The sequence below is a fragment of the Sphingobium sp. genome (assembly GCA_023266575.1).
In the GTDB taxonomy this organism is placed as follows: domain Bacteria; phylum Pseudomonadota; class Alphaproteobacteria; order Sphingomonadales; family Sphingomonadaceae; genus Sphingobium.
Genome location: JAHFPV010000016.1, coordinates 34,985 through 59,751, shown reverse-complemented (window position 1 = coordinate 59,751; position 24,767 = coordinate 34,985). Strand labels below are relative to the sequence as shown.

At 65.4% G+C, this 24,767-nt stretch carries 25 protein-coding genes and 1 pseudogene; 16 read left to right on the top strand and 10 right to left on the bottom strand.

The genetic code is table 11. The features are described from left to right. The first annotated feature begins 15 nt into the window (after nucleotides 1-15). Nucleotides 16-684, top strand: coding sequence for a phytanoyl-CoA dioxygenase family protein (locus tag Q0D44_RS15155; RefSeq protein ID WP_294137593.1), 669 nt, complete (start codon nucleotides 16-18; stop codon nucleotides 682-684). 100 nt (nucleotides 685-784) lie between these two features. On the opposite strand, the gene Q0D44_RS15150 is transcribed toward Q0D44_RS15155, so the two are convergent. The 6 genes and pseudogenes from Q0D44_RS15150 to Q0D44_RS15125 all read right to left on the bottom strand — a co-directional run bounded on the left by Q0D44_RS15150 (nucleotide 785) and on the right by Q0D44_RS15125 (nucleotide 5,907). Further along, entirely contained in the window at nucleotides 785-1,225 is a 441-nt protein-coding gene (locus Q0D44_RS15150) for an HK97 family phage prohead protease (RefSeq protein WP_294137642.1), read from the bottom strand. A 14-nt stretch (nucleotides 1,226-1,239) separates the two neighbouring features. Then, nucleotides 1,240-1,560, bottom strand: a complete 321-nt coding sequence (locus Q0D44_RS15145; RefSeq protein WP_294137640.1) for a DUF6127 family protein — start codon at nucleotides 1,558-1,560, stop codon at nucleotides 1,240-1,242. A gap of 100 nt (nucleotides 1,561-1,660) precedes the next feature. Continuing rightward, nucleotides 1,661-2,785 carry a phage portal protein gene (locus Q0D44_RS15140; protein WP_294137591.1) on the bottom strand — a complete coding sequence of 375 codons (1,125 nt, stop codon included), beginning with the start codon at nucleotides 2,783-2,785 and terminating at the stop codon, nucleotides 1,661-1,663. Nucleotides 2,786-2,902: 117 nt separating this feature from the next. Next, the gene (locus tag Q0D44_RS15135; protein ID WP_217671997.1) at nucleotides 2,903-3,241 is read right to left on the bottom strand and encodes a hypothetical protein; all 339 of its coding nucleotides are present in this window, start codon (nucleotides 3,239-3,241) and stop codon (nucleotides 2,903-2,905) included. A gap of 63 nt (nucleotides 3,242-3,304) precedes the next feature. Further along, a pseudogene (locus tag Q0D44_RS15130) lies at nucleotides 3,305-4,563 on the bottom strand (terminase family protein). Nucleotides 4,564-4,599: 36 nt separating this feature from the next. Then, nucleotides 4,600-5,907 (bottom strand): M28 family peptidase, encoded by a 1,308-nt coding sequence (locus Q0D44_RS15125; RefSeq protein ID WP_294137587.1) that lies wholly within the window; start codon nucleotides 5,905-5,907, stop codon nucleotides 4,600-4,602. A 176-nt stretch (nucleotides 5,908-6,083) separates the two neighbouring features. Here Q0D44_RS15125 and Q0D44_RS15120 point away from each other — a divergent pair, with 176 nt between their 5' ends. Together Q0D44_RS15120 and Q0D44_RS15115 are read left to right on the top strand one after the other, a co-directional pair. Further along, nucleotides 6,084-6,704, top strand: coding sequence for a hypothetical protein (locus tag Q0D44_RS15120; RefSeq protein WP_294137585.1), 621 nt, complete (start codon nucleotides 6,084-6,086; stop codon nucleotides 6,702-6,704). A 164-nt stretch (nucleotides 6,705-6,868) separates the two neighbouring features. Next, nucleotides 6,869-7,117, top strand: a complete 249-nt coding sequence (locus Q0D44_RS15115; protein WP_294137583.1) for a DUF465 domain-containing protein — start codon at nucleotides 6,869-6,871, stop codon at nucleotides 7,115-7,117. A 9-nt stretch (nucleotides 7,118-7,126) separates the two neighbouring features. Here the strand turns inward: Q0D44_RS15115 and Q0D44_RS15110 are convergent, their stop codons facing one another. Then, nucleotides 7,127-7,672: a hypothetical protein gene (locus Q0D44_RS15110; protein WP_294137581.1), complete on the bottom strand. Its 546-nt coding sequence runs from the start codon at nucleotides 7,670-7,672 to the stop codon at nucleotides 7,127-7,129. Between the two features lie 161 nt (nucleotides 7,673-7,833). Next, on the bottom strand, nucleotides 7,834-8,484 hold the full coding sequence (locus Q0D44_RS15105; protein WP_294137579.1) for a glutathione S-transferase family protein: 651 nt from the start codon (nucleotides 8,482-8,484) through the stop codon (nucleotides 7,834-7,836). Nucleotides 8,485-8,643: 159 nt separating this feature from the next. Between Q0D44_RS15105 and Q0D44_RS15100 the strand changes: the two genes are divergently transcribed. Then, nucleotides 8,644-9,555, top strand: coding sequence for a hypothetical protein (locus Q0D44_RS15100; RefSeq protein WP_294137577.1), 912 nt, complete (start codon nucleotides 8,644-8,646; stop codon nucleotides 9,553-9,555). Nucleotides 9,556-9,626: 71 nt separating this feature from the next. On the opposite strand, the gene Q0D44_RS15095 is transcribed toward Q0D44_RS15100, so the two are convergent. Both Q0D44_RS15095 and Q0D44_RS15090 read right to left on the bottom strand, forming a co-directional pair. Next, a complete protein-coding gene (locus Q0D44_RS15095) occupies nucleotides 9,627-10,346 on the bottom strand; it encodes a hypothetical protein (RefSeq protein WP_294137638.1) in 720 nt (239 codons plus the stop codon). Nucleotides 10,347-10,622: 276 nt separating this feature from the next. Beyond that, on the bottom strand, nucleotides 10,623-10,865 hold the full coding sequence (locus Q0D44_RS15090; protein WP_294137574.1) for a hypothetical protein: 243 nt from the start codon (nucleotides 10,863-10,865) through the stop codon (nucleotides 10,623-10,625). 138 nt (nucleotides 10,866-11,003) lie between these two features. Between Q0D44_RS15090 and Q0D44_RS15085 the strand changes: the two genes are divergently transcribed. The 12 genes from Q0D44_RS15085 to Q0D44_RS15030 all read left to right on the top strand — a co-directional run bounded on the left by Q0D44_RS15085 (nucleotide 11,004) and on the right by Q0D44_RS15030 (nucleotide 24,362). Then, nucleotides 11,004-11,639, top strand: a complete 636-nt coding sequence (locus Q0D44_RS15085) for a DedA family protein (protein ID WP_294137572.1) — start codon at nucleotides 11,004-11,006, stop codon at nucleotides 11,637-11,639. A gap of 7 nt (nucleotides 11,640-11,646) precedes the next feature. Next, nucleotides 11,647-13,311, top strand: a complete 1,665-nt coding sequence (gene lnt, locus Q0D44_RS15080) for an apolipoprotein N-acyltransferase (RefSeq protein WP_294137570.1) — start codon at nucleotides 11,647-11,649, stop codon at nucleotides 13,309-13,311. Between the two features lie 57 nt (nucleotides 13,312-13,368). Beyond that, nucleotides 13,369-14,568, top strand: coding sequence for a methionine adenosyltransferase (gene metK / locus Q0D44_RS15075; protein WP_294137568.1), 1,200 nt, complete (start codon nucleotides 13,369-13,371; stop codon nucleotides 14,566-14,568). 89 nt (nucleotides 14,569-14,657) lie between these two features. Next, nucleotides 14,658-15,170 carry a hypothetical protein gene (locus tag Q0D44_RS15070; RefSeq protein WP_294137565.1) on the top strand — a complete coding sequence of 171 codons (513 nt, stop codon included), beginning with the start codon at nucleotides 14,658-14,660 and terminating at the stop codon, nucleotides 15,168-15,170. A gap of 43 nt (nucleotides 15,171-15,213) precedes the next feature. Then, entirely contained in the window at nucleotides 15,214-15,909 is a 696-nt protein-coding gene (locus Q0D44_RS15065; protein ID WP_294137564.1) for a tRNA (guanine(46)-N(7))-methyltransferase TrmB, read from the top strand. A gap of 128 nt (nucleotides 15,910-16,037) precedes the next feature. Further along, a complete protein-coding gene (locus Q0D44_RS15060) occupies nucleotides 16,038-17,252 on the top strand; it encodes an integrase family protein (RefSeq protein ID WP_230189412.1) in 1,215 nt (404 codons plus the stop codon). A 311-nt stretch (nucleotides 17,253-17,563) separates the two neighbouring features. Beyond that, the gene (locus tag Q0D44_RS15055; RefSeq protein ID WP_230189411.1) at nucleotides 17,564-17,926 is read left to right on the top strand and encodes a hypothetical protein; all 363 of its coding nucleotides are present in this window, start codon (nucleotides 17,564-17,566) and stop codon (nucleotides 17,924-17,926) included. 100 nt (nucleotides 17,927-18,026) lie between these two features. Then, entirely contained in the window at nucleotides 18,027-18,314 is a 288-nt protein-coding gene (locus Q0D44_RS15050; protein WP_230189410.1) for a hypothetical protein, read from the top strand. Between the two features lie 165 nt (nucleotides 18,315-18,479). Then, a complete protein-coding gene (locus Q0D44_RS15045) occupies nucleotides 18,480-19,646 on the top strand; it encodes a TolC family protein (RefSeq protein ID WP_230189480.1) in 1,167 nt (388 codons plus the stop codon). Continuing rightward, nucleotides 19,643-20,875, top strand: a complete 1,233-nt coding sequence (locus Q0D44_RS15040) for an efflux RND transporter periplasmic adaptor subunit (protein WP_230189409.1) — start codon at nucleotides 19,643-19,645, stop codon at nucleotides 20,873-20,875. Before Q0D44_RS15045 ends, Q0D44_RS15040 begins: the two co-directional genes overlap by 4 nt. After that, the gene (locus Q0D44_RS15035; RefSeq protein ID WP_230189408.1) at nucleotides 20,872-24,018 is read left to right on the top strand and encodes an efflux RND transporter permease subunit; all 3,147 of its coding nucleotides are present in this window, start codon (nucleotides 20,872-20,874) and stop codon (nucleotides 24,016-24,018) included. The genes Q0D44_RS15040 and Q0D44_RS15035 overlap by 4 nt, the downstream gene beginning before the upstream one ends. Continuing rightward, on the top strand, nucleotides 24,018-24,362 hold the full coding sequence (locus Q0D44_RS15030; protein ID WP_230189407.1) for a copper-binding protein: 345 nt from the start codon (nucleotides 24,018-24,020) through the stop codon (nucleotides 24,360-24,362). The genes Q0D44_RS15035 and Q0D44_RS15030 overlap by 1 nt, the downstream gene beginning before the upstream one ends. The last annotated feature ends 405 nt before the right edge of the window (nucleotides 24,363-24,767 follow it).

Sequence of the window (24,767 nt, the reverse complement as noted above, 5' to 3'; positions counted from 1 at the left end):
ACAGCATAAAACCCCATGCCCCTGACCCTCGCCACCGACGGCGCGCAACACATCCCCGCCGCCCTCGACGCCACCACCCTCGCCACCGTCGAAGCCGCCCTCACGACGCTGCCAACAGGCCGCCCCGGTCAACGCCTGACAGCCCTCGCCGAACTCGCGCCATTTCTCGCGCCAACCGGCCCCATCGGCTGCCACGCCGCCGCCCATCTGGGCAACGCCGCAAAGCCGGTGCGTGCGATCCTGTTCGACAAAAACGAAGCCACCAACTGGGCGCTCGGCTGGCATCAGGACCGCACCATCGCCGTGCGTCAACGCATCGAAACACCCGGCTTTGGCCCCTGGACGATCAAATCCGGCCTCCAGCATGTCGCCCCGCCGCAATCCCTGCTGGACCGCATGGTCACGTTGCGCCTCCATCTCGATCAGGTCGACGCCGACAATGCGCCTTTGCTCATCGCCCGCGGCTCCCACCGCCATGGCCGCATCGCGGAAAGCGATGTCCTGGCCATGGTCGATCGCTGCGGCATCGTCGCCTGCCTCGCGTCGCGCGGCGACATCTGGCTCTACGCTACGCCCATCCTCCACGCCTCAGACGCCGCCGCCAATCCCCGCCACCGCCGCGTCCTCCAACTCGACTATAGCGCCGACGCTCTGCCCGGCGGACTGGAATGGTTGGGGATATAGGCCCAGCAAACCTTCTCCCCAGGGGGGAGAAGGATACGAAGCCTTATCGGCAAAGCCGATTAGGCGAAGTTGGATGAGGGGGGAGCTGCGCCCGCGTAAATCACTCCACCGCAATCACCCGCGCCCCATCCTGCATGGGATGCGTCACCAGACTCACCTCCACCAGTTCCAGCGCCAGCAACTCGCGCGGTCCCGCCCCGCGCGCCTCCCGTACCCTATATCCAAACGACAGCCCATCCAGCGCCCCGGCCTTCAGCCCCGCCGCGGCCTCGCGCCCGGCCGCCGTGCGCGCCGACACCCGGCCGATCACGCGCAGCCCCCGCGCATCCTCCTCCAGCCGCTCGACCGATCCGATCACCTGCCCCGGCCCATGCTGCCACAGCAACGGCACCGCCGCCGCGCGCACGCCACCAAAGGCGCCCGCCCGCACCACATCCCCGCCCCGGTCCACCCGATCGAAAATCGCCGCATAGCCCGCGAAGCGCACGTCGCCCCCCTTTCCCTCCTCCGTTCGCTTCGAGCGAAGTCGAGAAGCCCCCAGCGCAACATCGCCACTCACGCTCTCACCAACCCAACCAGCCCGGTCTTGACCGCAATCCCCAGCAACACCAGCGCCAGCGCTATCCGCACCATCCAGCCGATCACTGCCCCGCGCGCCGCCTTTTTCGCATCGCGCCAGGCGCGCAGCAGTTCGCGCAGCTCCCGCACATCGCCCTCCGCCCGCCGGTCCGCCAGCCCCAGCCGCTCCAGCGCCCGCCCCGCGCCCAGCTCGCTTGCCTCCTCCACCAGCGCCCGGATCATCACCATATCCGCCGCACCCGGCCCGCCATCGGCTTGCGCCACCAACCGCGCCAGCATCTCGCCATCCTGTTTCATCACGCCCTCCAATCCCCTCGCCCCTTGGGGGAGAGGGATACGAAGCCTTGGCGGCGCAGCCGCCTAGGCGCAGTTGGGAGAGGGGACACCGCCGCCCGCCTTACAATCCCAACAAAGCCTTCTTCTCCTCCGCCGACAGGAAATCCGCCCCCGCGACCCGCTCCCACAGCGCCGCCCGCTCATCGCTCAGCGCCGCCACGCCATCCAGGTCCGGCTCGATCCGCAGCCCCGGCCACCAGCCGCTCAATCCCTGCCCCAGCCCCGCGCCTATCTTCCCCACCAGCGGCAATATCGTCTGTCGCCACAGCGCCTTGTTCGCCTCGCGATAATTGGCGTAGCTATTGTCGCTTGGCAGCCCCATCAGCATCGGCGGCACCCCGAACGCCAGCGCAATCTCCCGCGCCGCCGCCGCCTTCAGCCCGACAAAATCCATCTCCGCCGGCGTCAGGCTCAGCGCCTTCCAGCTCAGCCCGCCCTCCAGCAGCATCGGCCGCCCCGCATTGGCCGCACCCGCAAAAGCGATCTCCATCTCCCGCTTCACCCGCTCATATTGGTCGGGCGCCATCACCGATCCATCGCCCGGATCATAGACCATCGCCCCGCTGGGCCGCGCCGCATTGTCCAGCAGCGCCTTGTTCCACACCGTCGCCGCATTGTGGATCGCCACCGCCCCCGCCGCCGCGCCGACACAGCCCAATCCATAATGATCGTCCAGCGGATGCAGGCTTTTGAGATGCAGCACATTGGTCCGCCCCGCCGCATCTTCGGGCGACAGCCGCGTCACGCTCTCCCCGACGCGATAGAGATAGGCCGCGGGCCACCCCCGCGCATCCGCCTCCACGCTTACCCGTTCAGGCCGCAGCGCAAACAGTTCGGCCGGCATCCCGTCCGCCCCGCCAATCACCTGCACATAAGCATTGCCATGCAACAACAAATGGCAGGCCAAAGTCTCCACCAACCCCTGCCCCGCCGAAGCCCGCGCCACCAATGCCAGCACCCGCGCGCCATCCTCCACGCCAGCGACTTTGAGCGCGGTCGCCCCCGCCCCCTCCGACACCAGCCGCATCGCCCGCTGCGCCACCGGATTGCCGATCACCCCGCCCCGCAACTGCGCCTCATAGCTGGCGGGCCACTCGCCTAAAGCCACCGCCCCCGTCCCCCAGGCCCGCGCCAGCACCGGCCGCACATCCGCCGACCCAGCGGCCTTCACCCCAAAAAATTTCATACCCTGTCCCCCAAAACGCAAAAACCCTCTCCCCGGCGGGGAGAGGGCTAGTGAAGGTTGGTGGCGAAGCCGCCTACCAAAACTGGGAGAGGGGGATCAACGCCCCCTCACGCTAAATCAAGGATTACGCCGCAACACCCGGTCGCAGGTCGAATTCGTCCCCTCGCTCTTGCCGATCACTCGGCCCGCCAGCGCCCCGGCACCCGCGCCCAGCAAAGTCTCGCCCAGACCACCGCCCGCGATCAGCCCGACGCCGGCACCACCGGCCGCACCGATCACCGTGCCCTTGTCGCGGCCCTTCTTCGCCTGGATCAGGCAATAGCGCACATCATCACGATCCCGCGGCACCGCCCGCGCTACCCGCGCCCGCTCCTTGGCGCTCAACGTCACCGCCATCACCGGCGTCGCCACCAGCGTCGCACCGACCAGCGCGCCCAACATCGTCACCATCTTCATCGCCAAAACTCCGCACCAGAAATAGATGCTCCCGAAACGACCGACCGCACCGCAGGGTTCCCCTCAAAACCCCCGCACCCGCGCCTCGCCCCTCTTGCCCAGCATCAGCTCCGTCAGCGCCCACACCAGCGCATCGGCGCGGTCGGGCGATCGCCCCGGCCCGACATAGCCGCCGCCGGTCAGCAACCCGCACATCTCGTCCTCCAGCGCGGGAAAAGCCCCACGATGCGCCACCCGCCCGGCCTCATACAAAGCCGCCACCGGCTCCGCCCGCGCCACCTTGCCGCGTGAGGCATGGACCAGCTTCACCGGCAGCATCTCGTCGGCCGCGCGCAGCACGCTTTCCACCATCGCCCCGCCATTATTCGCCTCGGCCACCACCTTGTCCGCGCCATGGACGGTGGCCGCCGCAGCCACCGCGCGCGCCCATTGTTCGGGCGAACATCCCTCGACACTCGCATCCGCAATCACATAGGCGCGCCCGTCACCACCCACGCCCGCCACCACTATCCCGCACGCATCGCCATGCGCCGACGCCGGCGGATCGACCGCCACCACCACCCGGCGCAGCGCCGCCCCGTCTTGCCCGCCCGGCACATGCGCCACCCGGCACCGCTCGATCAGGTCGCGCGACCACAAAGCGCCCTCCACCTCCTCGATCAGTTCGCCGTCCAGCTCCTGCCGCCCCAGCCGCGTGCCGCCATAGCTGCGCTCCATCGCCTCGACGAAGCCGTCGGCCAGATTGGCGCGATTGTCCGCCGTCCGCCCGCGCGTCACCACCACGCTCCCCGCCGCCGCATCCGCCACCAGCCGCCGCACCAGCGCCACCGGACGCGGCGTCGTCGTCGCCATCACCTGCGGCCGCCTGCCCAGCCATGGCTGAACTGCGGCCCGCGCAAGCTCTCCGGCTCCGCTGCGCCGAACAGGGTCGCCACCGCGCCATTGGGCCAGGTCAGCTTGCGCAGCGCGGGTGCAAAGACCGGGCGGCACCACCAGGGCGCAATCGCCAATATCCCCGACGCCCCCTCGACCATCACCCGCCGCGCCTCGCCCAGCGTCGCACCGACCAGCGCGATCCGCGCCTTGGGATCAGCCTCCGCAATCCCCCGCACCCATTCCGCCCCGGCCCGCGTCTTGCCGAATCCGCGCCCCGCCATCATCAACCAGATGCGCCAGTCGCCCTCCGGCGCCTTCTGCCCCGGTCGCGCCAGCCAGTTCCAATCAAAACCCAACGCCTCGCGGCCCGCCTCCTTGAGCAACCGCCGCACCTTGGCCTGCTCGCGCGGCCACGCATCCATCCATTCGATATGCGAAGTCTCCATCGCCCTCCCCTTGCCGGGGCGGCGACAAGCACGCCCCTACTTGCGCGGCGCCATTCCGCCGAACGTCACGATGCTCTCGCTACCGTCCCTGGCCACCGCCGCCACGCCGATGAAATGATCGTCCACCACCACATCTTTCAGCAGCAATTCGGTCGCGCCGGTCACGACACGGCTATCGGTCCAGTCCTGCGCATCGGCCCGCCGCCAATATACATGATAGGCCGCCACCCCCGGCACCGCGTCCCAGAACACCCGCGTATCCATCGACAGCGCGCCATCCAGCGATACAGTCGCAGGCGCCGCCGGCGCGCTGGCCAAAGCCCGCAATGCCGCGACATTCAGCGCCGTCACCTTCGCCAGATAGGGGAAGTCCATGCCGACAACCGTGTCGCCATAATCGCGCCCAGCCTCGACCCGCAAATCCTGATGCTGCCGGTCGTAATTTTCGATCCCCACCGAAAAACGCACCGCCGGATAGCCCGCCTCCAGCAGCGGCGTATGATCGCCACCCCGCCCGAAACGGTCAGGCCGCCGCACCGCAAACACGTCCAGCCCGATTTGCGGATTGGCCTCGGCAATCGCGTCGATCGCCTTGGCCAGCGCGCGCGAAGGCCCGTCATCCTCGCCGCCAATCCCGCGCCGGGTCAGCCCCGCCTTGGCATCCTCGGCAGAGCGTATTCCTTCGGAAAACACCCGCACCCGGTCCGCCACGATCCGCCCGTTCAGGCCGGTCGTATTGCCGACAATATCATTGTTCAGCATCGCCCGAACCCGCCAGCCGCGCGCCTTGGCGGTGTTGGCCAGCAACTTGCCGCCCAGCAGCCCCTGCTCCTCGCCCGACAACAGCGCGTAGACGATCGTCCCGTCAAACGTCTCGCCTGCCAGCACCCGCGCCGCCTCGATCACCAGCGCGCTGCCCGACCCATTATCGTTCGCGCCCGGTGCATCGCTGGTTGCATCCATCACATCGCTCACCCGGCTGTCGATATGCCCCGCGACGATCACCACCTGGCTGGGATCACCCGTCCCGGTCTGGATCGCCAGCACATCGACAATATCCGCGCCATTGGGCACGCGCGGCGCGGTAAAGCGCTCCGACACGCTCTCGACCTTCAGACAACCGCCGCACCCCTTGGAAATCCGCGCAAACTCCGCCGCCGCCCACGCCCGCGCCGCGCCAATCCCCCGCTTCGGATCAGTCGCCGACGACAATGTATGCCGCGTCCCGAAACTCACCAATTTCTCGACCGTGGCCTTCAAGCGATCGGGGTCGGGGGCTGGTGCCTTCGCCATGGCTGATGTGGACAGCATCGACGCCGCGGCGAACAAAATCTGATTTTTCATGGACGTCAATCTATCGCACCCCAGCGCCCTGTAAAGACGGCGATTGGCAAGCGCGACAACCTCCAAATCGGATCAAACAAAAAATTCATCTGCTGCGACAGGCTTGCTAACCCTATAAAATCAAACATCGTTTCGAAATCGATTCAATTACGAAGGGAAACTCGATGCCCCACCGAATGTACGAGATCGAGCGCCACATGACAAAATTAGGCATCAGCCCGGACGTTGTTGCCCATTTAATGACGGTGATCCGTAACCACGCCAAACCCGACATATCGGATGATCCGAGCATCAACCCGACGGCAACCGAAGCGGAGATCGGAGAGATTGCGCGACAATTTCACCGCTTCTCGCTACGCCGTAGCGAAGCGCTTGGTCAACCGGTCTCGGACCCTGGCTGGAACATGCTGCTGGCGCTTGTCGCAGATATGGCGGAATATCGGTCATCCTGCGTCACCTCACTCTGCTATGCCAGCGGCGTCCCGATGACCACCGCGCTGCGCCACCTTGCCCGCATGGAACGCAGCGGCATGATCTACCGGCGTGAACATCGTCATGATTCCCGGAAATCCATTCTGGAAGCCGCGCCCAGCACAAGGGCGGTAATGTACGACCTCATTCTCAACTTCTGCCTCTCGCCACCGTTCAATCTGAACGTTGGGCATAACGCCGCGTCATCAACCGCCATCCACCCGCGCAGCATCCGCCACGGCGAACTTGATCCCGACGCCCCGATGCGATCGCTCGGCCCGGACTATCCCGGCAAATCGACGCAAAACCATCGCAGGCCCGACTGATCGGCCATGCATGACTATCGGGCGTTGCGATCGTGCAAACGCCCGCTTTCCTTTTGTCCGGCGACGAAAGGTTCAGCGGCCAGTCCCCGGACAACTACCTAGAGACCACAGCGCCACCCCGCCGCATAATCCGCTCATACCATCCTCCTTATGGAGACGACAGAATGAGCGAACATGGCCACGATCTCCACAGCCTGTTTCCCCACGCCATCGACCGGCTGCACCATCTCAAACTCACCGACGCCTATTTTCGCGGGCTGGCCGATCGCTATCATGATCTGGCCGGCGAAATCAGCCGGATCATAGAGGGGCTTAGCGCCGCATCGGACGCCCGGCTGGAGGATCTCAAGAAACAGCGACTGGCCCTGCTCGACACGATCGGTGCGATGATCGCGCCCGGACGCCCGGCCTGAGCGCACGCCTCACGTCCCCGTCGCCGCGCGCATCCGCTCCACTTCGTCTCGCGCGCGCCGCACCCGCCGCACCACCGCCGGGCTGTCGGGCCGCTCTTTCCCCGCCGCCGCGCTCGCGCGATAGGCCAGCACCCGGTCGCGATGCCGGGTCAGCAATTGCAGCGCCAGTTTCAGGTCATGCCCGCGCTTGACCTTGCGGCTCTTCACCGCCCCTTCGCCGTCCAGCAAAATCTCCTCGCTCTCGCTCCCGAACAAGGCCTCGCGCATCAGCATCGCCTCAATCTCGGCATAGCCAATATCCATCGCCCGTTCCCAGTCGGCGGCAAAGCGGCGGTTGCGCTGCCTGCGGTCATAGGCGCTGGTGCGACTCACGCCCGCCACCCGCGCCGCCTCGCTGGTGTTGCAGGTCGTCGCCAGCGTCTGCAAAAACAGCCGCTCCTGCTCTTTGGTCCAGCCATCCTTGCGCGGCGCACGCATCTGCATCTGCGCCTTGCCCGCAATCGTCCGGCGCGCCGGTTCCAAGTCGCGCCCCTGCGCCTCCACCCCGTCCGCCATGCCTATGTCCCCCGCCCGCGCGCCACAAGCCCAACGCAAAAAAGGGCCGACCCGCCCGGATCAGCCCCTGCTGCGTCGCCCTGTTGGCGACTCACATTTTTCCACTGTGCCTATCTCTGCCAGAACAGCGTGACGCTGTCAAGACGAATGTTCCATATAGGTTATTTATTGCCCATCATTCCGGCCACGATCGGCGCCTCCAGCATCAGCGCCGCTGCCACGCTGGGCCGCGCCTTCACCGCCGCGATCCACGCCGCAACCCTGGGCCATCGCCCCGCATCCAGCCCGTCCGAACAATAGGTCACATTGATGATCGGACAGGCCGCCGCCAGATCGGCCAACGTAAAGCGATCCTCAACCAGCCAGCCGCTGTCGGGCAAAACCCCTTCCAGATAGTCGTAGAAGCGCGGCATCTCCTCCGCCTCCGCCGTGTCCGCCGCCGCCAGATCCTGCGGCGCCTTCACCATCTTCGCCACCACGCGGTTGAAAAATATCTTCGCGCCCGCCGGCTGCACGACGGTATCGCCAAATTCCTCATACCATATCGTCCGCGCCCGCGCCCGCGGCTCTGCCGGAATCATCTCCGTCCCCGGTCGCAGCGCATCCATATAGGTTATGATCGCGGTCGAATCGCACAGCAGGAAATCGCCATCCTCCAGCGCCGGAATCTTGCCGAACGGCGACCCCTTGAAATAGCCCTCCGCCCCGCGCCCGAACCCGGCCGTCTGCACCTCGACATCAATCCCCTTCTCGGCGGCAAAGACGATAACCTTGCGCACAAAAGGCGACGGCCGCGCACCATGGATGATCATGCAATCTCTCCCTATCCTGTCAGCGCGTCAGGATGGCAACCCAGTCTCAAAATGCAACTATTTTATGCATCCTGCCACAACGGAGCGATTATGGCGCAAACGCCATTTGCCGTTCCGTTACGCACAAGTAATGATGATGCTTCCGGGAGGGCAGGAATCATGCATATGTCGTTCAAGACTATTGGCCTGGTCGCAACAATTTCGATGCTATCTGGTTGCGCCAACGACGGACGGCCCACTTTTATATCGGATCGTGGCGTCACGAAAGAAGTCATCGATGCCAACGGCGTCAGCCCGATGGGTGACGGACTTCTTTTTCAGTTCAAACTTGCCGCAGCCGAAGCCAGTCCATTTACCAGCGGTCCGACCATTGCCCTCAAACCCAATGATCCCGTCAAGCAGCGCGCCTTCATGGACGCCGGCTTCGCCCTCATCCAGGCGCGCTGCAACATCTACATCCTCTCCAAGGCCGACAATCAGCGCCGCGTGAATGTATGGCGCGATACTTTCGCCCCGATCACCGCCTTGCTGACCGGGGCCGTGGCGCTGATCGGCAAAGGGGACGACACCAGCAACGATGCACTGACCGCGCTGTCGCTCGGCACCAGCGCCGCATCGGCCGGTTTTCGCATCTATGAGCAACGCTACCTGTTCGGGGCCGAAAATGTAAACTCGGTGCGTCTGCTGATTCTCAAGGCGCTCGCCGACAATGCTCTGGAAGCGTCAAAGACCGCAGACACGAAGCTCACCTATTCCCAATCCGTTACCCACCTCCTCAACAATCAGGCGGTATGTTCGCCCGGCCATATCCTGCAACTGGTCAGTGAAGCCATTGAGGCTGGAGAGGTCGAATCGACGACAAGCGACACCCCATCTCCCGCGCCAACGGAAACCGCGGCGGAAAAGGAATTGAGGGAGGTGAAATCCGTGCTGGAGCAACTCAAGCTGGACAAGGCGATCACAGACCAGCAAATCACCGCCGCGAAGGCCAAAGTGACGGTCACGCCGCCTGTAGCCGCAGCCCCGTCCAAAGGACTGGAAATGGTCACCACCCGCGTGCAAAACAGATGATGTTCGGCGCACAATATGCCGGAGCGGTTGTCCTCGGATAAGGACAGCCGCAAACGCAGCAATGCGAGACCTCATTCGCCGCCCGCGCCAGCCCCGGCACTCACCATCGTGCGCGTATAGTCGATCCGTATCCGCACCCAGCTGCCGACCATCACCTTGCCATTCTCGCGCGGCGGCAGCACCAGAAACTGCCACGCCGCCAGCCGCACCGCGCGGGCAAAGCCGGACCCCAGCGGCGATTCGCCCAGCGTCTGGCAATTATCGACATGATAATGATCGACCGTCTTGCACGCGACCATGCCCCATCCATTGGGTGGCGCATTGGCGGGCAGGAAGGGGGAAAGCTCGGCATTGGTCGGTCGCCGATACCATTCGGCGTTGAACAATTGCACGCCCCCCGGCCCCTCGCCCGGCCCGGCTACCGCCGCACTATTGCCCTGCCCAGCGGCACTTGCTCCCTGCGCCGCCTTGGGCATCCGGCCGATATCGGCTGAGGCCATCTGCTCGCGGTTGAGCGTCAGGAAGGGGAAGGGCGATGGCGGCTGCTCGGCGGGCTTGGCGACCGGCACGGGTGGCCGCACCACCGCCTCGGCCTGCTTGGGCGCCGCCGCATCCTCTTTCTCGCGCCGCTCCGCCTTGGGCGCGCGCTTCTGTTGCTCAGCGCTTTTCTGCCCGGTCTCGACGTCGAACGTCACCGGCATCCGGTCATCGACCCGCTTGGGTTCGGGCCTGGGGGCCAAAGTGAACAGCGCAAGCAGCAGGATAGCGTTCAGCACCAGCGCGAACGCCATGCCGCCCGCGCGTTGCCGCAATCTGGCCCAGGAAATGGTAGAAAATGTCAAACGCGCCGACCAAACAGGACTGATGGGGGGTCATGCCCAGACGACACCGTCCCGTCAACGCCGTCGCGTCAAAGCGTGCGATTGTGCGTTCGCACATTCGGACCGCACCGGCCCTCACCCCCACCCGACCTTCCAATCAGGATACACTGTGGGCGGTCGGGTGGGGGTCAGGGCCGGTGCGGCTTCAAAATGCGCCCTTTCGCGCATTTTCAAACACGCACTTCCTCAGCACACATCTTCCTCACGCACCACCGGCCTGCTCTCGCGCGTCGCGCGCATCCGGCTGGCCTGGTCGTCGACATCGCTGGTCAGCACGACATGATCGTCATGCACCTCCAGCAGCACGCCTGCGAAGGGAAAGCCCTCCAGGCTACCGGTCACGCGATAGCTTACCGAATCGCCGACCTTGAACGTCGCCGGATCGGTATTGAACTCGAACGGGCAACCGCCCTCACCCATACCCTGCATCTGTCTCTCCTCAGTCGGCCGATCCTATCGCCACGCGCACCAACCGATCAAGCGCCGCGATCCCTGCGCCTTCACCTATCGCTGGACCGGCAAAAGGCGCTGGCGACCGGCCTTCATCTCGGCTAGGGGTCGGCCCCGATGCTGACACGCCTTTATCAATGGATGCTGGCGAAAGCCGCCCACCGCCACGCCGAACGCTGGCTGTTCGCCTTCAGCTTCATGGAATCCAGCTTCTTCCCCATCCCGCCGCACCCGCTGCTCGGCCTCATGTGCCTCGCCCGCCCGGAACGCGCGCTGCGATTCGGGGTCATCTGCACCCTCGCCTCGGTGCTGGGCGGGCTGCTCGGCTATGCGATCGGCTATTTCCTCTATGAAACCGTGGGCCAGCAACTGCTCGCCGCACTTGGCCTCGCTGCCAAATTCCCGGTCGCGGCCTGCTATCTGCGCGAGTTCGGGGCGGAGATCATCCTGATCAAGGGTGCAACGCCGATCCCGTTCAAGCTCATCACCATCACCGCGGGCTTTATCGGCCTGCCGCTCTTCACCTTCCTCTGGGCCAGCGTCCTGTCCCGTGCGTTCCAGTTCATGCTCGTGGGCTTCCTGTTCTGGAAATTTGGCCGTCCGATCAAGGCGTTCATCGAGAAATATCTCGCCCTCCTGTCGGGCCTGTTCCTTGTCCTCATCGTCGGCGGCTTCATCGCCGCCTCGATGCTGACCGGCGGCCCCAGCAAGAGCGACAGTTGCAGCGCCGCCACCATGGCCACGGTCCGCTAGACACAGGATGCAAAGCCTGATCGCCCGGCATGTCAGGTCCTGGCCACGCCTCGCCGCGCTACTGGCGGGTCTGCTCAGCGCCACCGGTTTCGCGCCCTTAAACCTCTGGCCGGTCACCCTCGCCTGCCTCGCGCTGCTCATCCACCTGATCCAGCACGCCCCCGACCGCCGCGCCGCCTTCACCTATGGCTGGCTCTTCGGCGTCGCCCATTTCACCCTGGGCCTCAACTGGATCGCCCACGCCTTCACCTTTCAGGACAGCATGCCCCACTGGCTGGGCTACCCCGCCGTGGCGCTGCTGTCGCTCTACCTCGCTGTCTATCCGGGCCTCGCGACGCTGGGGACATGGTGGCTTTCTCATTCCTCCCCTGTAAGGGGAGGGGGACCACGAAGTGGTGGAGGGGTGTCACCCTATCGAGACGGCGACACCCCTCCGTCATCGCTACGCGATGCCACCTCCCCTTGCAGGGGAGGATTGATGGCACTGCCCCCCCTCCTCCTCTTCGCCGCCCTCTGGCTCGCGACCGAATATTGCCGCGCCACCCTCTTCACCGGCTTCGCCTGGAACCCGCTCGGCGTCACCCTGCTCCCGACCGGCATCGCCATCGCCGCCACCCTCATCGGCACCTACGGCCTTGGCGCGCTGACGATCCTCGCGGCAGGCGCGCTCCTCCTCGCCTTCCAGCGCCACTACCGCCCCGCCGCTGCCCTCGCCGCGCCGCTCGCCCTCCTCGCACTCTGGGGCCATCTCGCCCCCGCCCCGCCGACCCCGCCCGGCGCGCCGCGCGTCCGCATCGTCCAGCCCAATATCGGCCAGGACCAGAAATATTCGGTCGAAAACGAAGTCGCCAATTTCCGCAAGCTCGCCGCCCTTTCCGGCCAGCCCCGCCCCGCCCCGCGCCTGCTCTTCTGGCCCGAAGCCGCCATCCCCGCCTATCTCGACATGGAACCGGGCTGGCGCGCCCGTCTCGCCAGCCTGCTTGGCCCCGGCGACCTGCTGATGACCGGCGCGGACAAGGTCTATTTCAAGCCGGTCGAACAGGATGGCGTCATCACGCAAAAGCTGGCGGGCGCGAACAACAGCGTCTGGATCGTCACCCCCGACGCCCGGTTGCTCGGCCGCTACAGCAAGGCGCATCTGGTACCCTACGGCGAATATCTGCCGATGCGGAACATCCTAGAACCGATCGGCCTTTCCCGCCTGGTCCCCGGCGACGCCGATTTCTGGCCCGGCCCCGGCCCGCAAAGCCTGCCCCTCCCCGCCACGCTCGGTCGCCCGGACCTCAAAATGGGCGTGCAAATCTGTTATGAGATCATCTTCTCAGGCCAGGTGATCGACCGCGCCAACCGTCCCACCTTCCTCTTCAACCCCTCCAACGACGCCTGGTTCGGCAGCTGGGGACCGGTCCAGCATCTCGCCCAAGCCCGCCTGCGCGCGCTGGAGGAGGGGATTCCGATCATCCGCTCCACCCCCACCGGCGTCTCCGCCATCATCGACGCGCGCGGCCATGTCGTCCATGCGCTCGGCCTCAACCGCGCCGGTTTCCTCGATTCCGGCCTGCCGCCCGCCCTGCCGCCGACCCTCTTCGCACGGATCGGCAACTGGGCGTCCTTCGCCTTCATGGCATTGCTGGCCGGACTGGCCATTGCCATGCTGCGCAGCAAAAGCTAATAGCCACATAAACTATTCTTTATATCGTTTTCCGGTTCAGCCGTTTACGGGAGTCCCATGCGTAACCAATTCCTCTTCACCTCGGAATCCGTGTCCGAAGGCCATCCCGACAAGGTTGCAGACCAGATTTCCGACGCCATCGTCGATCTCTTCCTGTCCAAAGACCCCGAAGCCCGCATCGCCTGCGAAACGCTGACGACGACCCAGCTTGTCGTCCTGGCGGGCGAAATCCGCTGCAAGGGCGTCTATGAGGATGGCGCATGGGCGCCCGGTGCCAAGGAAGAGATTGAAGCCACTGTCCGCGAAACGGTCAAGCGCATCGGCTATGAGCAGGACGGCTTCCACTGGCAGACCTTCCGCTTTGAAAACAATCTCCACGGCCAGTCCGCCCATATCGCGCAGGGCGTCGATGAAAGCGGCAACAAGGATGAAGGCGCTGGCGATCAGGGCATCATGTTCGGCTATGCCTCGGACGAAACCCCCGACCTCATGCCCGCCACCCTCTATTACAGCCACAAAATCCTGGAACGCCTCGCCCATGATCGCCACAATAAGGTGGTCGATTTTCTGGAGCCGGACGCCAAGAGCCAGGTGACGCTCGAATATATCGACGAAAAGCCGGTCCGCGCGACCGCCCTCGTCGTCTCGACCCAGCACGCCGCAGGCATGGACAATGACGAAAGCCGCGCCAAGCTGCGCGCCTATGTCAAGGGCGTCATGGCCGACATCCTGCCCGAAGGCTGGCTGCCGGGCGACGAGAGCATCTATGTCAACCCGACCGGCCTGTTCGAAATCGGCGGGCCGGACGGCGACGCAGGCCTGACCGGTCGCAAGATCATCGTCGACACTTATGGCGGCGCTTCGCCCCATGGCGGCGGCGCGTTCAGCGGCAAGGACCCGACCAAGGTCGACCGCTCGGCCGCCTACATCACCCGCTACCTCGCCAAGAATATCGTCGCCGCCGGCCTTGCCCGCCGCTGCACGATCCAGCTGAGCTACGCCATCGGCGTCGCCGAACCGCTCTCCCTCTATGTCGACCTGCACGGCACCGGCACCGTCGAAGCCTCGGCGATCGAAGCGGTCCTGCCAACGCTGGTGCGCCTGACCCCCAAGGGCATCCGCACCCATCTCGGCCTCAACAAGCCCATCTACCAGAAAACCGCCGCCTACGGCCATTTCGGCCGCACCCCCGAAGGCGACTTCTTCCCCTGGGAAAAGACCGATCTGGTGGACGCGCTGAAAGCGGCACTGGCCTGACGCGCCATCTTCTAACGCCTGATATCGCGCCCTTCATGCTATGATGCCCAATCCGAAACGACTCGGAGAGGGTGAACATGGGGGGCGCGATGTCATATCGTCATTCTGGTGCCATACTGGCGCTGATGCTTGCGACATCGGGCAATGCCCAGACCGCAACCAGTCCCAGGACGACCAGGCCCGCAACCGCGGCGCCATCCAACGACGCTGCCATCTTCCGCGCCGCCGGGTTCATCAAGCGCGGCAATCAATGGCGCAGCGATTGCGATGATCCCGGCACGGCCAGCTATTCCCCCGGCACGATCGAAAGCCGCGCCGACCTCAATGGCGATGGCCGTCCCGAAGCGGTCGTCACCGAAGGCGGCACCTATTGCTATGGCAACACCGGCACGGCCTTCTGGCTCGTCAGCCAGCAACCCAATGGCAGCTGGAAACTGGTCACCAACAGCACAGGCATCCCGGAATTTCTGAAAAGCAAAGGCGTCGGCGGCTGGCCCGACATTTCCATCGGCGGCCCCGGCTTCTGCTTTCCCGTCGTCCGCTGGAACGGCAAGGCCTATGTCGCCAACCGCAAGGAATATAGCGGCAAGCCCTGTCGCTAGCCCCCCTTGCCCCCACGCCCCTCGCCCGCTAGTCCGCCACCCCATGACAGCGCATAAATCCGGCGATCCCACGACGCTCAACCGCCTCTATGGCCGCCAGTCGGGCCACAAGCTGCGGCAGGGGCAGCAGGAACTGGTCGACACCCTCCTCCCCGCCATCTCCGTGCCGGAAGAAGGCGAAGTCACTGCCGCCTCGCTCTTCGGTTACGACCGCCCGCTCCATTTCGAGATCGGCTTTGGCGGCGGCGAGCATCTTGCCTATCGCGCCGACATGCTGCCAGATCATGGCTTTATCGGCTGCGAACCCTTCCTCAACGGCGTCGTCACCGCGCTCGGCCATATCCGCGAAGGCGCGCTCGGCAATATCCGCCTCCATATGGGCGACGCCCTAGAAGTCCTCGCCCGCGTCCCCGACGGCTCCTTGAGCTTCGTCTATCTGCTCCACCCCGACCCCTGGCCCAAGGCACGCCATGCCAAGCGCCGGATGATGAACCCCGGCCCGGTCGCGATGATCGCCCGCAAACTCAAGCCCGGCGGCGAATTTCGCTTCGGCACCGACCATCCCATCTATCTGCGCTGGGCGCTGATGGTGATGAACGGCCATCCCGATTTCGACTGGCTGGCCAGCGACCCCGCCGACTTCCTCACCCGCCCCGGCGGCTGGCCCCAGACCCGCTACGAAGCCAAGGCCCGGCAAAAAGGCCACGAAGTCTGGTACTTCCGTTACCAGCGGATTTAGATCAATAACCTGGCGCCATGAATTATGAGTTTTCAGTTGGTTAAACCGAAATACGCCGCCGCCTGCCGCCGCCGATTTCCGTTCCGGTGATTGCTGGGTGATTACTTTTCTGGTACATGAGGTTCGTCATGGCCACCGGAAAAATCACCAAGCGAACCCTCGATGCTCTCCAGGCAGGGGCTGTTACCGGCTTCCTTTGGGATGACGAACTGAAGGGGTTCGGACTCAAGATCACCGCAGGCGGCTCTGCGTCCTATGTCGTCCAGTATCGGATGGGTGGTCGCGAGGCGAAGACGCGTCGCTACACCATCGGCGGTCATGGCTCGCCATGGACGCCCTTCACCGCTCGCGAGGAGGCGACGAGACTCCTCCGCCTCGTCGCCCAAGGGATCGACCCCGTCGAATCGGACAAACAGCGACGGCGCGAGGCTGTCGACCTTGCCTTTTCCAACTATGCCGACCGCTTCGCAGCGGACTGCAAGGGGACAGGATGGTCGACCCTCGTAACGCGATCGCTTCAACTGCACGTCAAACCCGTTTTGCGTGATAGGGCGCTTCCTGCAATCACGCGTATTGATGTGGTGGCCGTGTTCGATCGCATGCCGGCGGAACAGGCAGCCAATCGTCGCAACGTGTTCGCGGTACTAAGACGGTTGTTTCGATGGGCGGTGAGCCGCGGCGACATCGACAGAAGCCCGATGGAGGGGATGGAGACGCCCAAAGCCGTCAAGCCCCGCGAGCGATGGCTTAGCGATAGCGAGTTGGCGAGGGTTTGGGTGCAGGTTCCGGAATGCCATCGCTGCTTCGGGCCAATCGTTCGCCTTCTGATTGTTACCGGCCAACGTCGAGAGGAGATCGGCGGCCTTCATTGGCAAGAACTTGACCGCTCAGAACGGGAGATGCGGCTGTCCGGCAATCGGACAAAGAATGGCGAGCCGACGACCATTCCGCTCAACGACCTAGCGATCGCAGAATTTGACAAGGTGGCTGGTGGGGAGAAGTGGCCAAGTCGTGGCAGGGTGTTTCCCACTGCGACTGGCGCCGCATTCACCGCCTATCACAAGGGTAAGGCGAAGCTCGACAAGCTGATTTCAAAAGACGGCGGCAACTCAATGCTACCTTGGCGCCTCCACGACCTCAGGCGAACATTGGCGACCGGCTTTCAAAGGCTCGGAGTTCGCTTCGAGGTGACCGAAGCGGTTCTCAATCATGTCGGAGGTTCGCGCTCAGGAGTGGCAGGTATCTATCAACGCCACGACTGGAAACCAGAAAAGCGCGAAGCACTAGCGATGTGGAACAATCACATTTCCAGCACCATCGCGGTGGCAGAAGTGCCCGTATGATACACACTAGCCGTAGTGGCAGCACAGAAGTTCGAATCGCTCCGGGCGCGGCGCCCCGCGCCGGACAAACATGACGAATATATGTCGCCGTTCACGCTACTCTAGCGCCGTCCGCTAACGCCCTTAGCCGTCGTGAGCCGTTAAATCTCGTCGCAAACGCTTCGATGAGGCCGAAATGACCAGTTCCGTCCAGCTACCTTTGTGCGGAGGCTCGGATGATTGGATGAGGAAGCGGCCAGCACGCGACACTGTAACCAAACTGCGCGGCAACGCGAATTGACTTTCGCCATGTCATCACGCACCCATATTAAATGCTGAGGCTGCTTCGCCATCTATTGCTCGTGGGAGTCCTGTTCGGGCTTGTCGGCAACGGCGTGGCCGCGGCAGCGCCGCCGTGCAACATGATGATGCAGAGCCAGACCTCGGCGATGGCGGATATGCCCGACTGCGACATGGCGATGAAGTGTCCGGACTGCGATAAGAAGCAGAGCAAAGATACGAAGCGCGGCTGCGCGCTGATGGCGAGTTGCGGCGTCATGCTGGCTGTCAGTGAGCCCGCGCCCGCCGCGTCGTCGCCGTACATCACTCCGATCGGGGTGTTCTGGCCGGTCACGGCCGTATTTGCCGGGCGCACCGTCACGCCCGAGCCTGAACCACCCTCACTCCTTGGCTGAACCGATCCGGCGTCGGTGATTGCTGTCCAGCGTCGTGCCCGGCACGCGCTCCGACGATCGCCATTCGTCCAACTGCGATTCAACCAAGGATACTATCACCATGAAGACTATCGTTCGCGCCGCAGCCATTGCGGCCACCCTCGCCCTGTCCGCAACGGCCTCGGCCGCGTTTGCTGCGGACGCGCAGCCGGCTCCTTCGACGGGGCACTTCGAATGGCGTAGCCAGCCGTCCTACGGCCCACGGGCACCCACTCGCGCGCCCGTGCGCGTTTGGGTCAGCGACAGCAAGATGATGGCCGCTGACTGCGATTGCTCGATGATGCGCGGACCCCAGGCGGCCAACTGCATGACCATGCCGTCCGCCAGCAACCCGGCTCGTCAGGGCTGAGCAACCGACTGGTGGCGTAGCGGGCGAAACGCATGTTTCCCCGCGGCGCCATCGGCGTCGGTGCCGCCCGCAAGCCGGTTCCGTCCCAATGGGGAGGACGACATGAAATACGCCATAATCCTGCTCGCCTGCGTGGGTGTGCCGTCCGCCGCGCTCGCCGACCAGATGACCTATGATCAGGCGCTGGCGCGCGCGGCGGCTGCGGCGCCCAGCGTTCGTGCTCGCGGCGCCGCGACCGATGCGGCGCGCTCATCAGCGATTGCGGTCGACCGCCTGCCCGATCCGACGCTCGATCTCCGCCTCCAGGACTTTCCCGTCACTGGCCCCGCGGCGGGCAGCTTCACAGGCGACAACTTCACGATGTCGGTGATCGGTCTGACGCAGCGCTTTCCCAATTTGGCGAAGCGTCGCGCGCTCGCCGAGCGGGCAACCGCCAATATCGGCATCGCCGAGGCCGGCGTCCTCACCGAAGCGCGCGCCGTTCGACTGGAGACGGCGCTGGCGTGGATCGACCTTTACTATGGCGAGCGCCGGCTGGCGCAGCTCGACCTGCTCGACGCGAGCCTCGACGATCTGCAAAAAACGGTTGCGGCGCGACTGACGGCTGGCACCGCACGACCGTCGCAGACGCTCGAACCGGCGCAGCTACGCGCCGCGGTCGCCGACCGGCGCGCGGATATGGTCGCGGCGGTGGCGCAGGCGCGCGCGCGACTGACGCGCTATACCGGCGATACCAATCCCGAGGTGAGCGGTCCCCCGCCGAGCCTCGACATCGACCCGGCGCTATTGATGGCCGGGATCGATGCGCTGCCGGCGCTGCGCGCTGCCGACGCGGCGATTGCCGGGGCCGATGCCGATACGCGGCTGGCGCGCGCCGACAAGCGCCCTGACTGGTCGCTGAGCACATCCTATGGCCGCCGCGACCCGCGCTACGGTGATCTCGTGTCGGTCGGCGTGTCGATCGATCTGCCGCTGTTCGCGGGCAAGCGGCAGAACCCGAAGATTGCCGCCAGTGAAAGCGCAGCGAATGGCACCAGACTGGATCGCGAAGCGGTCAGACGGCAATGGATCGCCGCGCTCCAGTCCGACCTCGCCGATCACGCCATGCACCATGAGCGGCTGGAGAATGCGCGCAGCACCCTCGTGCCGCTGGCCAAGCGCCGTGCCGAACTCGATCGCGACAGCTATGCCGCGGGCAAGCTCGACCTTGGCAGCGCGCTGCTCTCGGCGCTCGCGCTCGCCGAAGCCGAAGTCGATGCGCTCAATCGCGAAACCGATGTGGCGCGCGACGCCGTGCGCATCACCATCACTTATGGAGGGGAACCGTCATGACGCTTTCGAGCACCCAGGCTGCACGCTGGCGCGGCGCGGTCCTGCTGGCGGCGATCGTCGCCGGCGGAGGCGGATACTGGCTGGGTCAGAGCGCCAATGAAGCGCCGCTTACACCGGCAAGCGCGGGCGGCTCGGCGCCGCTCTATTACTATGATCCGATGTTCCCCAATCAGAAGTTCGACAAGCCGGGCAAATCGCCGTTCATGGACATGCAGCTCGTCCCCAAATACGCCGATGGCGCAGCGGGCGGCGCCGCGCCGGGCGTCAGCGTCGATCCCGCCGCACGGCAGAGCCTGGGCATTCGAGCGGTTGCGGCGACGATGGGCAGTCTCGCCAGCGCGCTCGACGTCACCGGCACGATCGATTTCAACCAGCGCGATGTTGCGATCATCCAGGCGCGATCGGGCGGGTTCGTGCAGCGCGTCTATGCCCGCGCGCCGGGCGACGTGGTGCGCGCTGGCGCACCGATCGCGACGCTGCTGCTGCCCGAATGGGGCGGTGCGCAGACCGAGTTCCTAAGCGTCAAGCGCCTCGGTAAGCCCGACCTGACTGCGGCGGCGCGGCAACGCTTGCGGTTGATGGGCATGTCCGACGGGCTAATCAGCAGCGTCGAGCGCAGCGGGCGGCCGAACGGCGTCGTGACGATCACCACGCCGATTTCGGGGGTGATCCAATCGCTCGACGCGCGCGCCGGAGTGACGCTGGCAATGGGGCAGACGCTCGCGCAGGTCAGCGGCCTCGACACGGTCTGGCTCAACGCCGCCGTGCCCGAGGCGCGCACCGGCGACGTTCGCGTCGGCCAGACGGCGACCGCGACGCTGACCGGCTTTCCGGGCGAGCCGTTTAGCGGGCGCGTGATCGCGATCCTGCCGACCGCGCAGGCCGACAGCCGCACGCTCACCGTGCGGATCGAACTCGCCAATCGCAGCGGGCGCCTGCGGCCCGGCATGTTCGCCAGCGTCGCGCTCGGCGGCGATGCGCGGCCAGCCCTGCTCGTGCCGAGCGAGGCGGTGATCCGCACCGGCACACGCACACTGGTCATGCTGGCGACCGGCGACGGGCGCTATCATCCCGCCGAAGTGCGGGTCGGGCGCGATGCGGGCGGCCAGACCGAAATTCTCGCCGGTCTGGCGCCGGGCGAAAAGGTCGTCGCATCGGGGCAGTTCCTGCTCGATTCCGAAGCGAGCCTGACGGGCATCCCGGTTCGCGCGATCGGCGCAGCGAAATGATCGCGCGGATAATCCATGCATCGGTCAAGGCGCGCATGGCCGTGGTTCTGGCGGCCTTGGTTCTAGTGGCGATCGGCATCGGCGCGATGCGGACCACGCCGGTCGATGCCTTGCCTGATCTGTCCGACGTGCAGGTCATCATCCGCACGTCCTATCCGGGGCAGGCGCCGCAGATTGTCGAAAATCAAGTTACCTATCCGCTCGCGACGACGATGCTGTCGGTGCCGGGCGCGCGGGTGGTGCGCGGTTATTCGTTCGTCGGCGACAGCTTCGTCTATGTGCTGTTCGACGACGGGACCGACCTGTATTGGGCGCGCAGCCGGGTGCTCGAATATCTGAGCCAGGTGCAGGGCCGCCTGCCCCCCGGCGCGACGGCCTCGATCGGCCCCGACGCGACCGGGGTGGGCTGGATCTACGAATATGCGCTGGTCGACAGGACCGGTCGGCAGGACTTGCAGCAACTGCGATCATTGCAGGACTGGTTCCTGCGCTACGAGCTGAAATCCGTCCCCGGCGTGGCCGAGGTCGCGAGCATCGGCGGCATGGTCAAGCAGTATCAGGTGCTGCTCGATCCGCAGAAGCTGATCTCCTACGGCATCACCCAAGCCGAAGTGAGCGAGGCGCTCAAGCGCGCCAATTCGGAGACCGGCGGCTCGATCGTCGAGATGTCGGAGGCGGAATATATCGTTCGCGCGACCGGCTACCTCTCGTCGCTCGACGATTTCCGCAGCGTGCCGATCCGCACCGCCACCGGAGGCGTTCCCGTTCTGCTGAGCGATGTCGCGACGGTCCAGATCGGCCCCGACATGCGCCGCGGCGTCGCCGAACTGAACGGCCAGGGCGAGGTCGCGGGCGGCGTGATCGTCATGCGCCAGGGCAAGAACGCGCGCGAGGTGATCGAGGGCGTCAAGGCGAAGCTCGACGAATTGAAGAAGAGCGTGCCGCCGGGGGTCGAGATCGTCACCACCTACGATCGCTCGGGGCTGATCGACCGCGCGGTCGATAATCTCACGGGCAAATTGTTCGAGGAGTTTTTGGTCGTCGCGCTCGTCTGCGCGCTGTTCCTCTGGCACGTTCGCTCGGCACTGGTCGCGATCCTGACTTTGCCGCTTGGCATCCTCGCCGCCTTCGTCGTGATGCGGGTGCAGGGTGTCAACGCCAACATCATGTCGCTTGGCGGGATCGCGATCGCGATCGGCGCGATGGTCGATGCCGCCGTCGTGATGATCGAGAATGCCCACAAGCACCTCGAACGCTGGGCGCACGATCATCCCGATACCGAACTGGCCGGACCGGAGCGCTGGCGCGTCATTACCGATGCCGCCGCCGAGGTCGGGCCGGCGCTGTTCCTCTCGCTATTGATCATCACCTTTTCCTTCATCCCGATCTTCTCACTTCAGGGCCAGGAGGGGCGGCTGTTCGCCCCGCTCGCTTTCACCAAGACCTATGCGATGGCGGCTGCGGCGATTCTGTCGATCACGCTCGTGCCGGTGCTGATGGGGTGGCTCATCCGCGGGCGGATTCCGGGCGAGGAAGTGAACCCGGTCAACCGCTGGTTGTCGCACGCCTATCGCCCGGCGCTCGATTGGGTGCTGGCACGGCCGAAGCAGGCACTGTTGATCGCCGGACTGGTCTTCGCTTCCAGCCTATGGCCGATCAGCCAGACCGGCGGCGAGTTCATGCCGCAGATGAACGAGGGCGACCTGCTCTACATGCCGTCCGCGCTGCCCGGTATCTCGACCGCGAAGGCCGGGCTGCTGCTCCAGCAGACCGACCGGCTGATCAAGACTGTGCCTGAGGTCGAGAGCGTGTTCGGCAAGGCGGGCCGCGCCGATACCGCGACCGATCCCGCCCCCCTCGAAATGTTCGAGACGACGATCCGGTTCAAGCCGAAGAACCAATGGCGTGCGGGGATGACGCAGGACAAATTGGTCGAGGAACTTGACCGCACCGTGAAGGTGCCCGGCCTCGCCAATTTCTGGATACCGCCGATCCGCAACCGCATCGACATGCTGGCAACCGGCATCAAGAGTCCGATCGGGATCAAGGTGTCGGGCGCCGATCTCGGCCAGATCGATCAGGTCGCGCAGAAGATCGAGGCCGTGGCAAAGACCGTGCCGGGGGTCAGTTCGGCGCTGGCCGAACGGCTGAGCGGCGGCCGCTATATCGACGTCCAGGTCAATCGCGCCGCCGCTGCGCGCTACGGCATGAACGTCGCCGATGTGCAGGAGGTGGTGTCGGGCGCGATCGGCGGCGCTGTAATCGGCGAGACAGTCGAGGGGCTGGCACGCTACCCGATCAGCCTGCGCTACCCGCGCGAGCTACGCGACAGTCCGGACAAGATCGTCAACCTGCCGATCCTGACGCCCTCGCGTCAGCAAATCACGCTCGGCACCGTCGCCGATGTCCGCATCGTCTCGGGCCCGCCGATGCTGCGCAGCGAGAATGGTCGCCCGGCGACGTGGATATATGTCGATGCCCGCGGCCGCGCGCTGACCGATATGGTCGGCGATCTGCAACGCGCGGTCTCGGCCAGGGTCGCGCTGCCGCCGGGAATCAGCGTTGCCTATACCGGCCAGTTCGAGTTTCTCGAACGCGCCACGCAACGCTTGAAGATCGTCGTGCCCGCGACCCTCGCGATCATCTTCCTGCTGCTCTACCTGACGTTCCGGCGATTGGACGAGGCGGCGCTTATCATGGCGACCTTGCCGTTCGCGCTGACCGGCGGGGTGTGGCTGCTCTACCTGCTCGGCTACAACCAATCGGTCGCGACCGCGGTGGGGTTCATCGCGCTCGCCGGCGTGTCCGCCGAGTTCGGTGTGGTGATGCTGATCTATCTGAAACACGCGCTCGCCGATCGTGGCGCTGCGCCCGATGCCGGCAAAGTCGAAGAAGCGGTCCGCGAAGGCGCCTTACTGCGCGTCCGGCCCAAGGCAATGACGGTGGCGGTCATCCTCGCCGGCCTGCTGCCGATCCTGCTCGGCACCGGCACCGGATCGGAAGTGATGAGCCGCATCGCCGCGCCGATGATCGGCGGGATGCTGACCGCGCCCCTGCTCTCGATGTTCGTGATCCCGGCCGCCTACCTGCTGATGCGCCGCAGCGCCGCTTCACCCGTTGCAACCCAAGGAGACCCGACGTGATGAAAATTCCGTTTATCGCCGCACTATTCGCCATTCCGCTGGCAGCCTGCGGACAGTCCGCCTCGACCGGCCAGGCAACCAAGTCGGATGCCATGTCCAACATAGCGATGTCCGGTGAGTCCAAACAGGCGAACGGCGTTGGAACGATCACCGCGATTGACGCCGCCACCGGCCAGATCACGCTCGATCATGGCCCCGTCGCGGAACTGAAATGGCCGGCGATGACGATGACGTTCGCGGGCAATGCCGCGATGGCGCAGGGCCTGGCCGTTGGCGACAAGGTGGCATTCTCGTTTCAGTGGGACGGGCAAGCCGGCCGGTTGACCTCGATCCGCAAGGAATGAGCCGACCGCTCTGCCAACGCGAAGGATTTTCAGACCTGCCGCACAGGCCCGGCTCAAGCCGCCGCACCTACTATGATGATCGAAGCGTAGGCGGCTCACGGGCACAACACGACGGCAGACGGCGGTGTTTGGTGCGCCGCGCCGGATAAGCGTGACGAATATATCTCGCCGTTCGTATTACTTTAGAGCCGTCACGAAGCGCCGCGCGCCGTCGCCGACCGTTACGTCTTGCATCGAGCGCTACGGCGATGGCCGGACAGATTCCGGCGGGCCGCGCTACTGATGGTCGTTTGCGCTGGGTAACGGATTGCAACCCAAGCTGCCATCCTAGGACCGACGGCGCCCCGAGGAATCAGGAGTGCTGGCCGACAGAGAAAGCGCCGCAACCAGCAGGGTGACCATTGC

Coding starts and splice junctions, on each gene's coding strand:
- Q0D44_RS15035 (WP_230189408.1), top strand. CDS start 20,872: ATGATCGCGCGGATAATCCATGCATCGGTCAAGGCGCGCATGGCCGTG.
- Q0D44_RS15115 (WP_294137583.1), top strand. CDS start 6,869: ATGAGCGAACATGGCCACGATCTCCACAGCCTGTTTCCCCACGCCATC.
- Q0D44_RS15140 (WP_294137591.1), bottom strand. CDS start 2,785: ATGAAATTTTTTGGGGTGAAGGCCGCTGGGTCGGCGGATGTGCGGCCG.
- Q0D44_RS15055 (WP_230189411.1), top strand. CDS start 17,564: ATGCTGAGGCTGCTTCGCCATCTATTGCTCGTGGGAGTCCTGTTCGGG.
- Q0D44_RS15105 (WP_294137579.1), bottom strand. CDS start 8,484: ATGATCATCCATGGTGCGCGGCCGTCGCCTTTTGTGCGCAAGGTTATC.
- Q0D44_RS15155 (WP_294137593.1), top strand. CDS start 16: ATGCCCCTGACCCTCGCCACCGACGGCGCGCAACACATCCCCGCCGCC.
- Q0D44_RS15065 (WP_294137564.1), top strand. CDS start 15,214: ATGACAGCGCATAAATCCGGCGATCCCACGACGCTCAACCGCCTCTAT.
- Q0D44_RS15060 (WP_230189412.1), top strand. CDS start 16,038: ATGGCCACCGGAAAAATCACCAAGCGAACCCTCGATGCTCTCCAGGCA.
- Q0D44_RS15100 (WP_294137577.1), top strand. CDS start 8,644: ATGCATATGTCGTTCAAGACTATTGGCCTGGTCGCAACAATTTCGATG.
- Q0D44_RS15145 (WP_294137640.1), bottom strand. CDS start 1,560: ATGAAACAGGATGGCGAGATGCTGGCGCGGTTGGTGGCGCAAGCCGAT.
- Q0D44_RS15110 (WP_294137581.1), bottom strand. CDS start 7,672: ATGGCGGACGGGGTGGAGGCGCAGGGGCGCGACTTGGAACCGGCGCGC.
- Q0D44_RS15085 (WP_294137572.1), top strand. CDS start 11,004: ATGCTGACACGCCTTTATCAATGGATGCTGGCGAAAGCCGCCCACCGC.
- Q0D44_RS15045 (WP_230189480.1), top strand. CDS start 18,480: ATGACCTATGATCAGGCGCTGGCGCGCGCGGCGGCTGCGGCGCCCAGC.
- Q0D44_RS15040 (WP_230189409.1), top strand. CDS start 19,643: ATGACGCTTTCGAGCACCCAGGCTGCACGCTGGCGCGGCGCGGTCCTG.
- metK (WP_294137568.1), top strand. CDS start 13,369: ATGCGTAACCAATTCCTCTTCACCTCGGAATCCGTGTCCGAAGGCCAT.
- Q0D44_RS15125 (WP_294137587.1), bottom strand. CDS start 5,907: ATGAAAAATCAGATTTTGTTCGCCGCGGCGTCGATGCTGTCCACATCA.
- Q0D44_RS15050 (WP_230189410.1), top strand. CDS start 18,027: ATGAAGACTATCGTTCGCGCCGCAGCCATTGCGGCCACCCTCGCCCTG.
- lnt (WP_294137570.1), top strand. CDS start 11,647: ATGCAAAGCCTGATCGCCCGGCATGTCAGGTCCTGGCCACGCCTCGCC.
- Q0D44_RS15095 (WP_294137638.1), bottom strand. CDS start 10,346: ATGGCGTTCGCGCTGGTGCTGAACGCTATCCTGCTGCTTGCGCTGTTC.
- Q0D44_RS15030 (WP_230189407.1), top strand. CDS start 24,018: ATGAAAATTCCGTTTATCGCCGCACTATTCGCCATTCCGCTGGCAGCC.
- Q0D44_RS15070 (WP_294137565.1), top strand. CDS start 14,658: ATGTCATATCGTCATTCTGGTGCCATACTGGCGCTGATGCTTGCGACA.
- Q0D44_RS15120 (WP_294137585.1), top strand. CDS start 6,084: ATGTACGAGATCGAGCGCCACATGACAAAATTAGGCATCAGCCCGGAC.
- Q0D44_RS15135 (WP_217671997.1), bottom strand. CDS start 3,241: ATGAAGATGGTGACGATGTTGGGCGCGCTGGTCGGTGCGACGCTGGTG.
- Q0D44_RS15090 (WP_294137574.1), bottom strand. CDS start 10,865: ATGCAGGGTATGGGTGAGGGCGGTTGCCCGTTCGAGTTCAATACCGAT.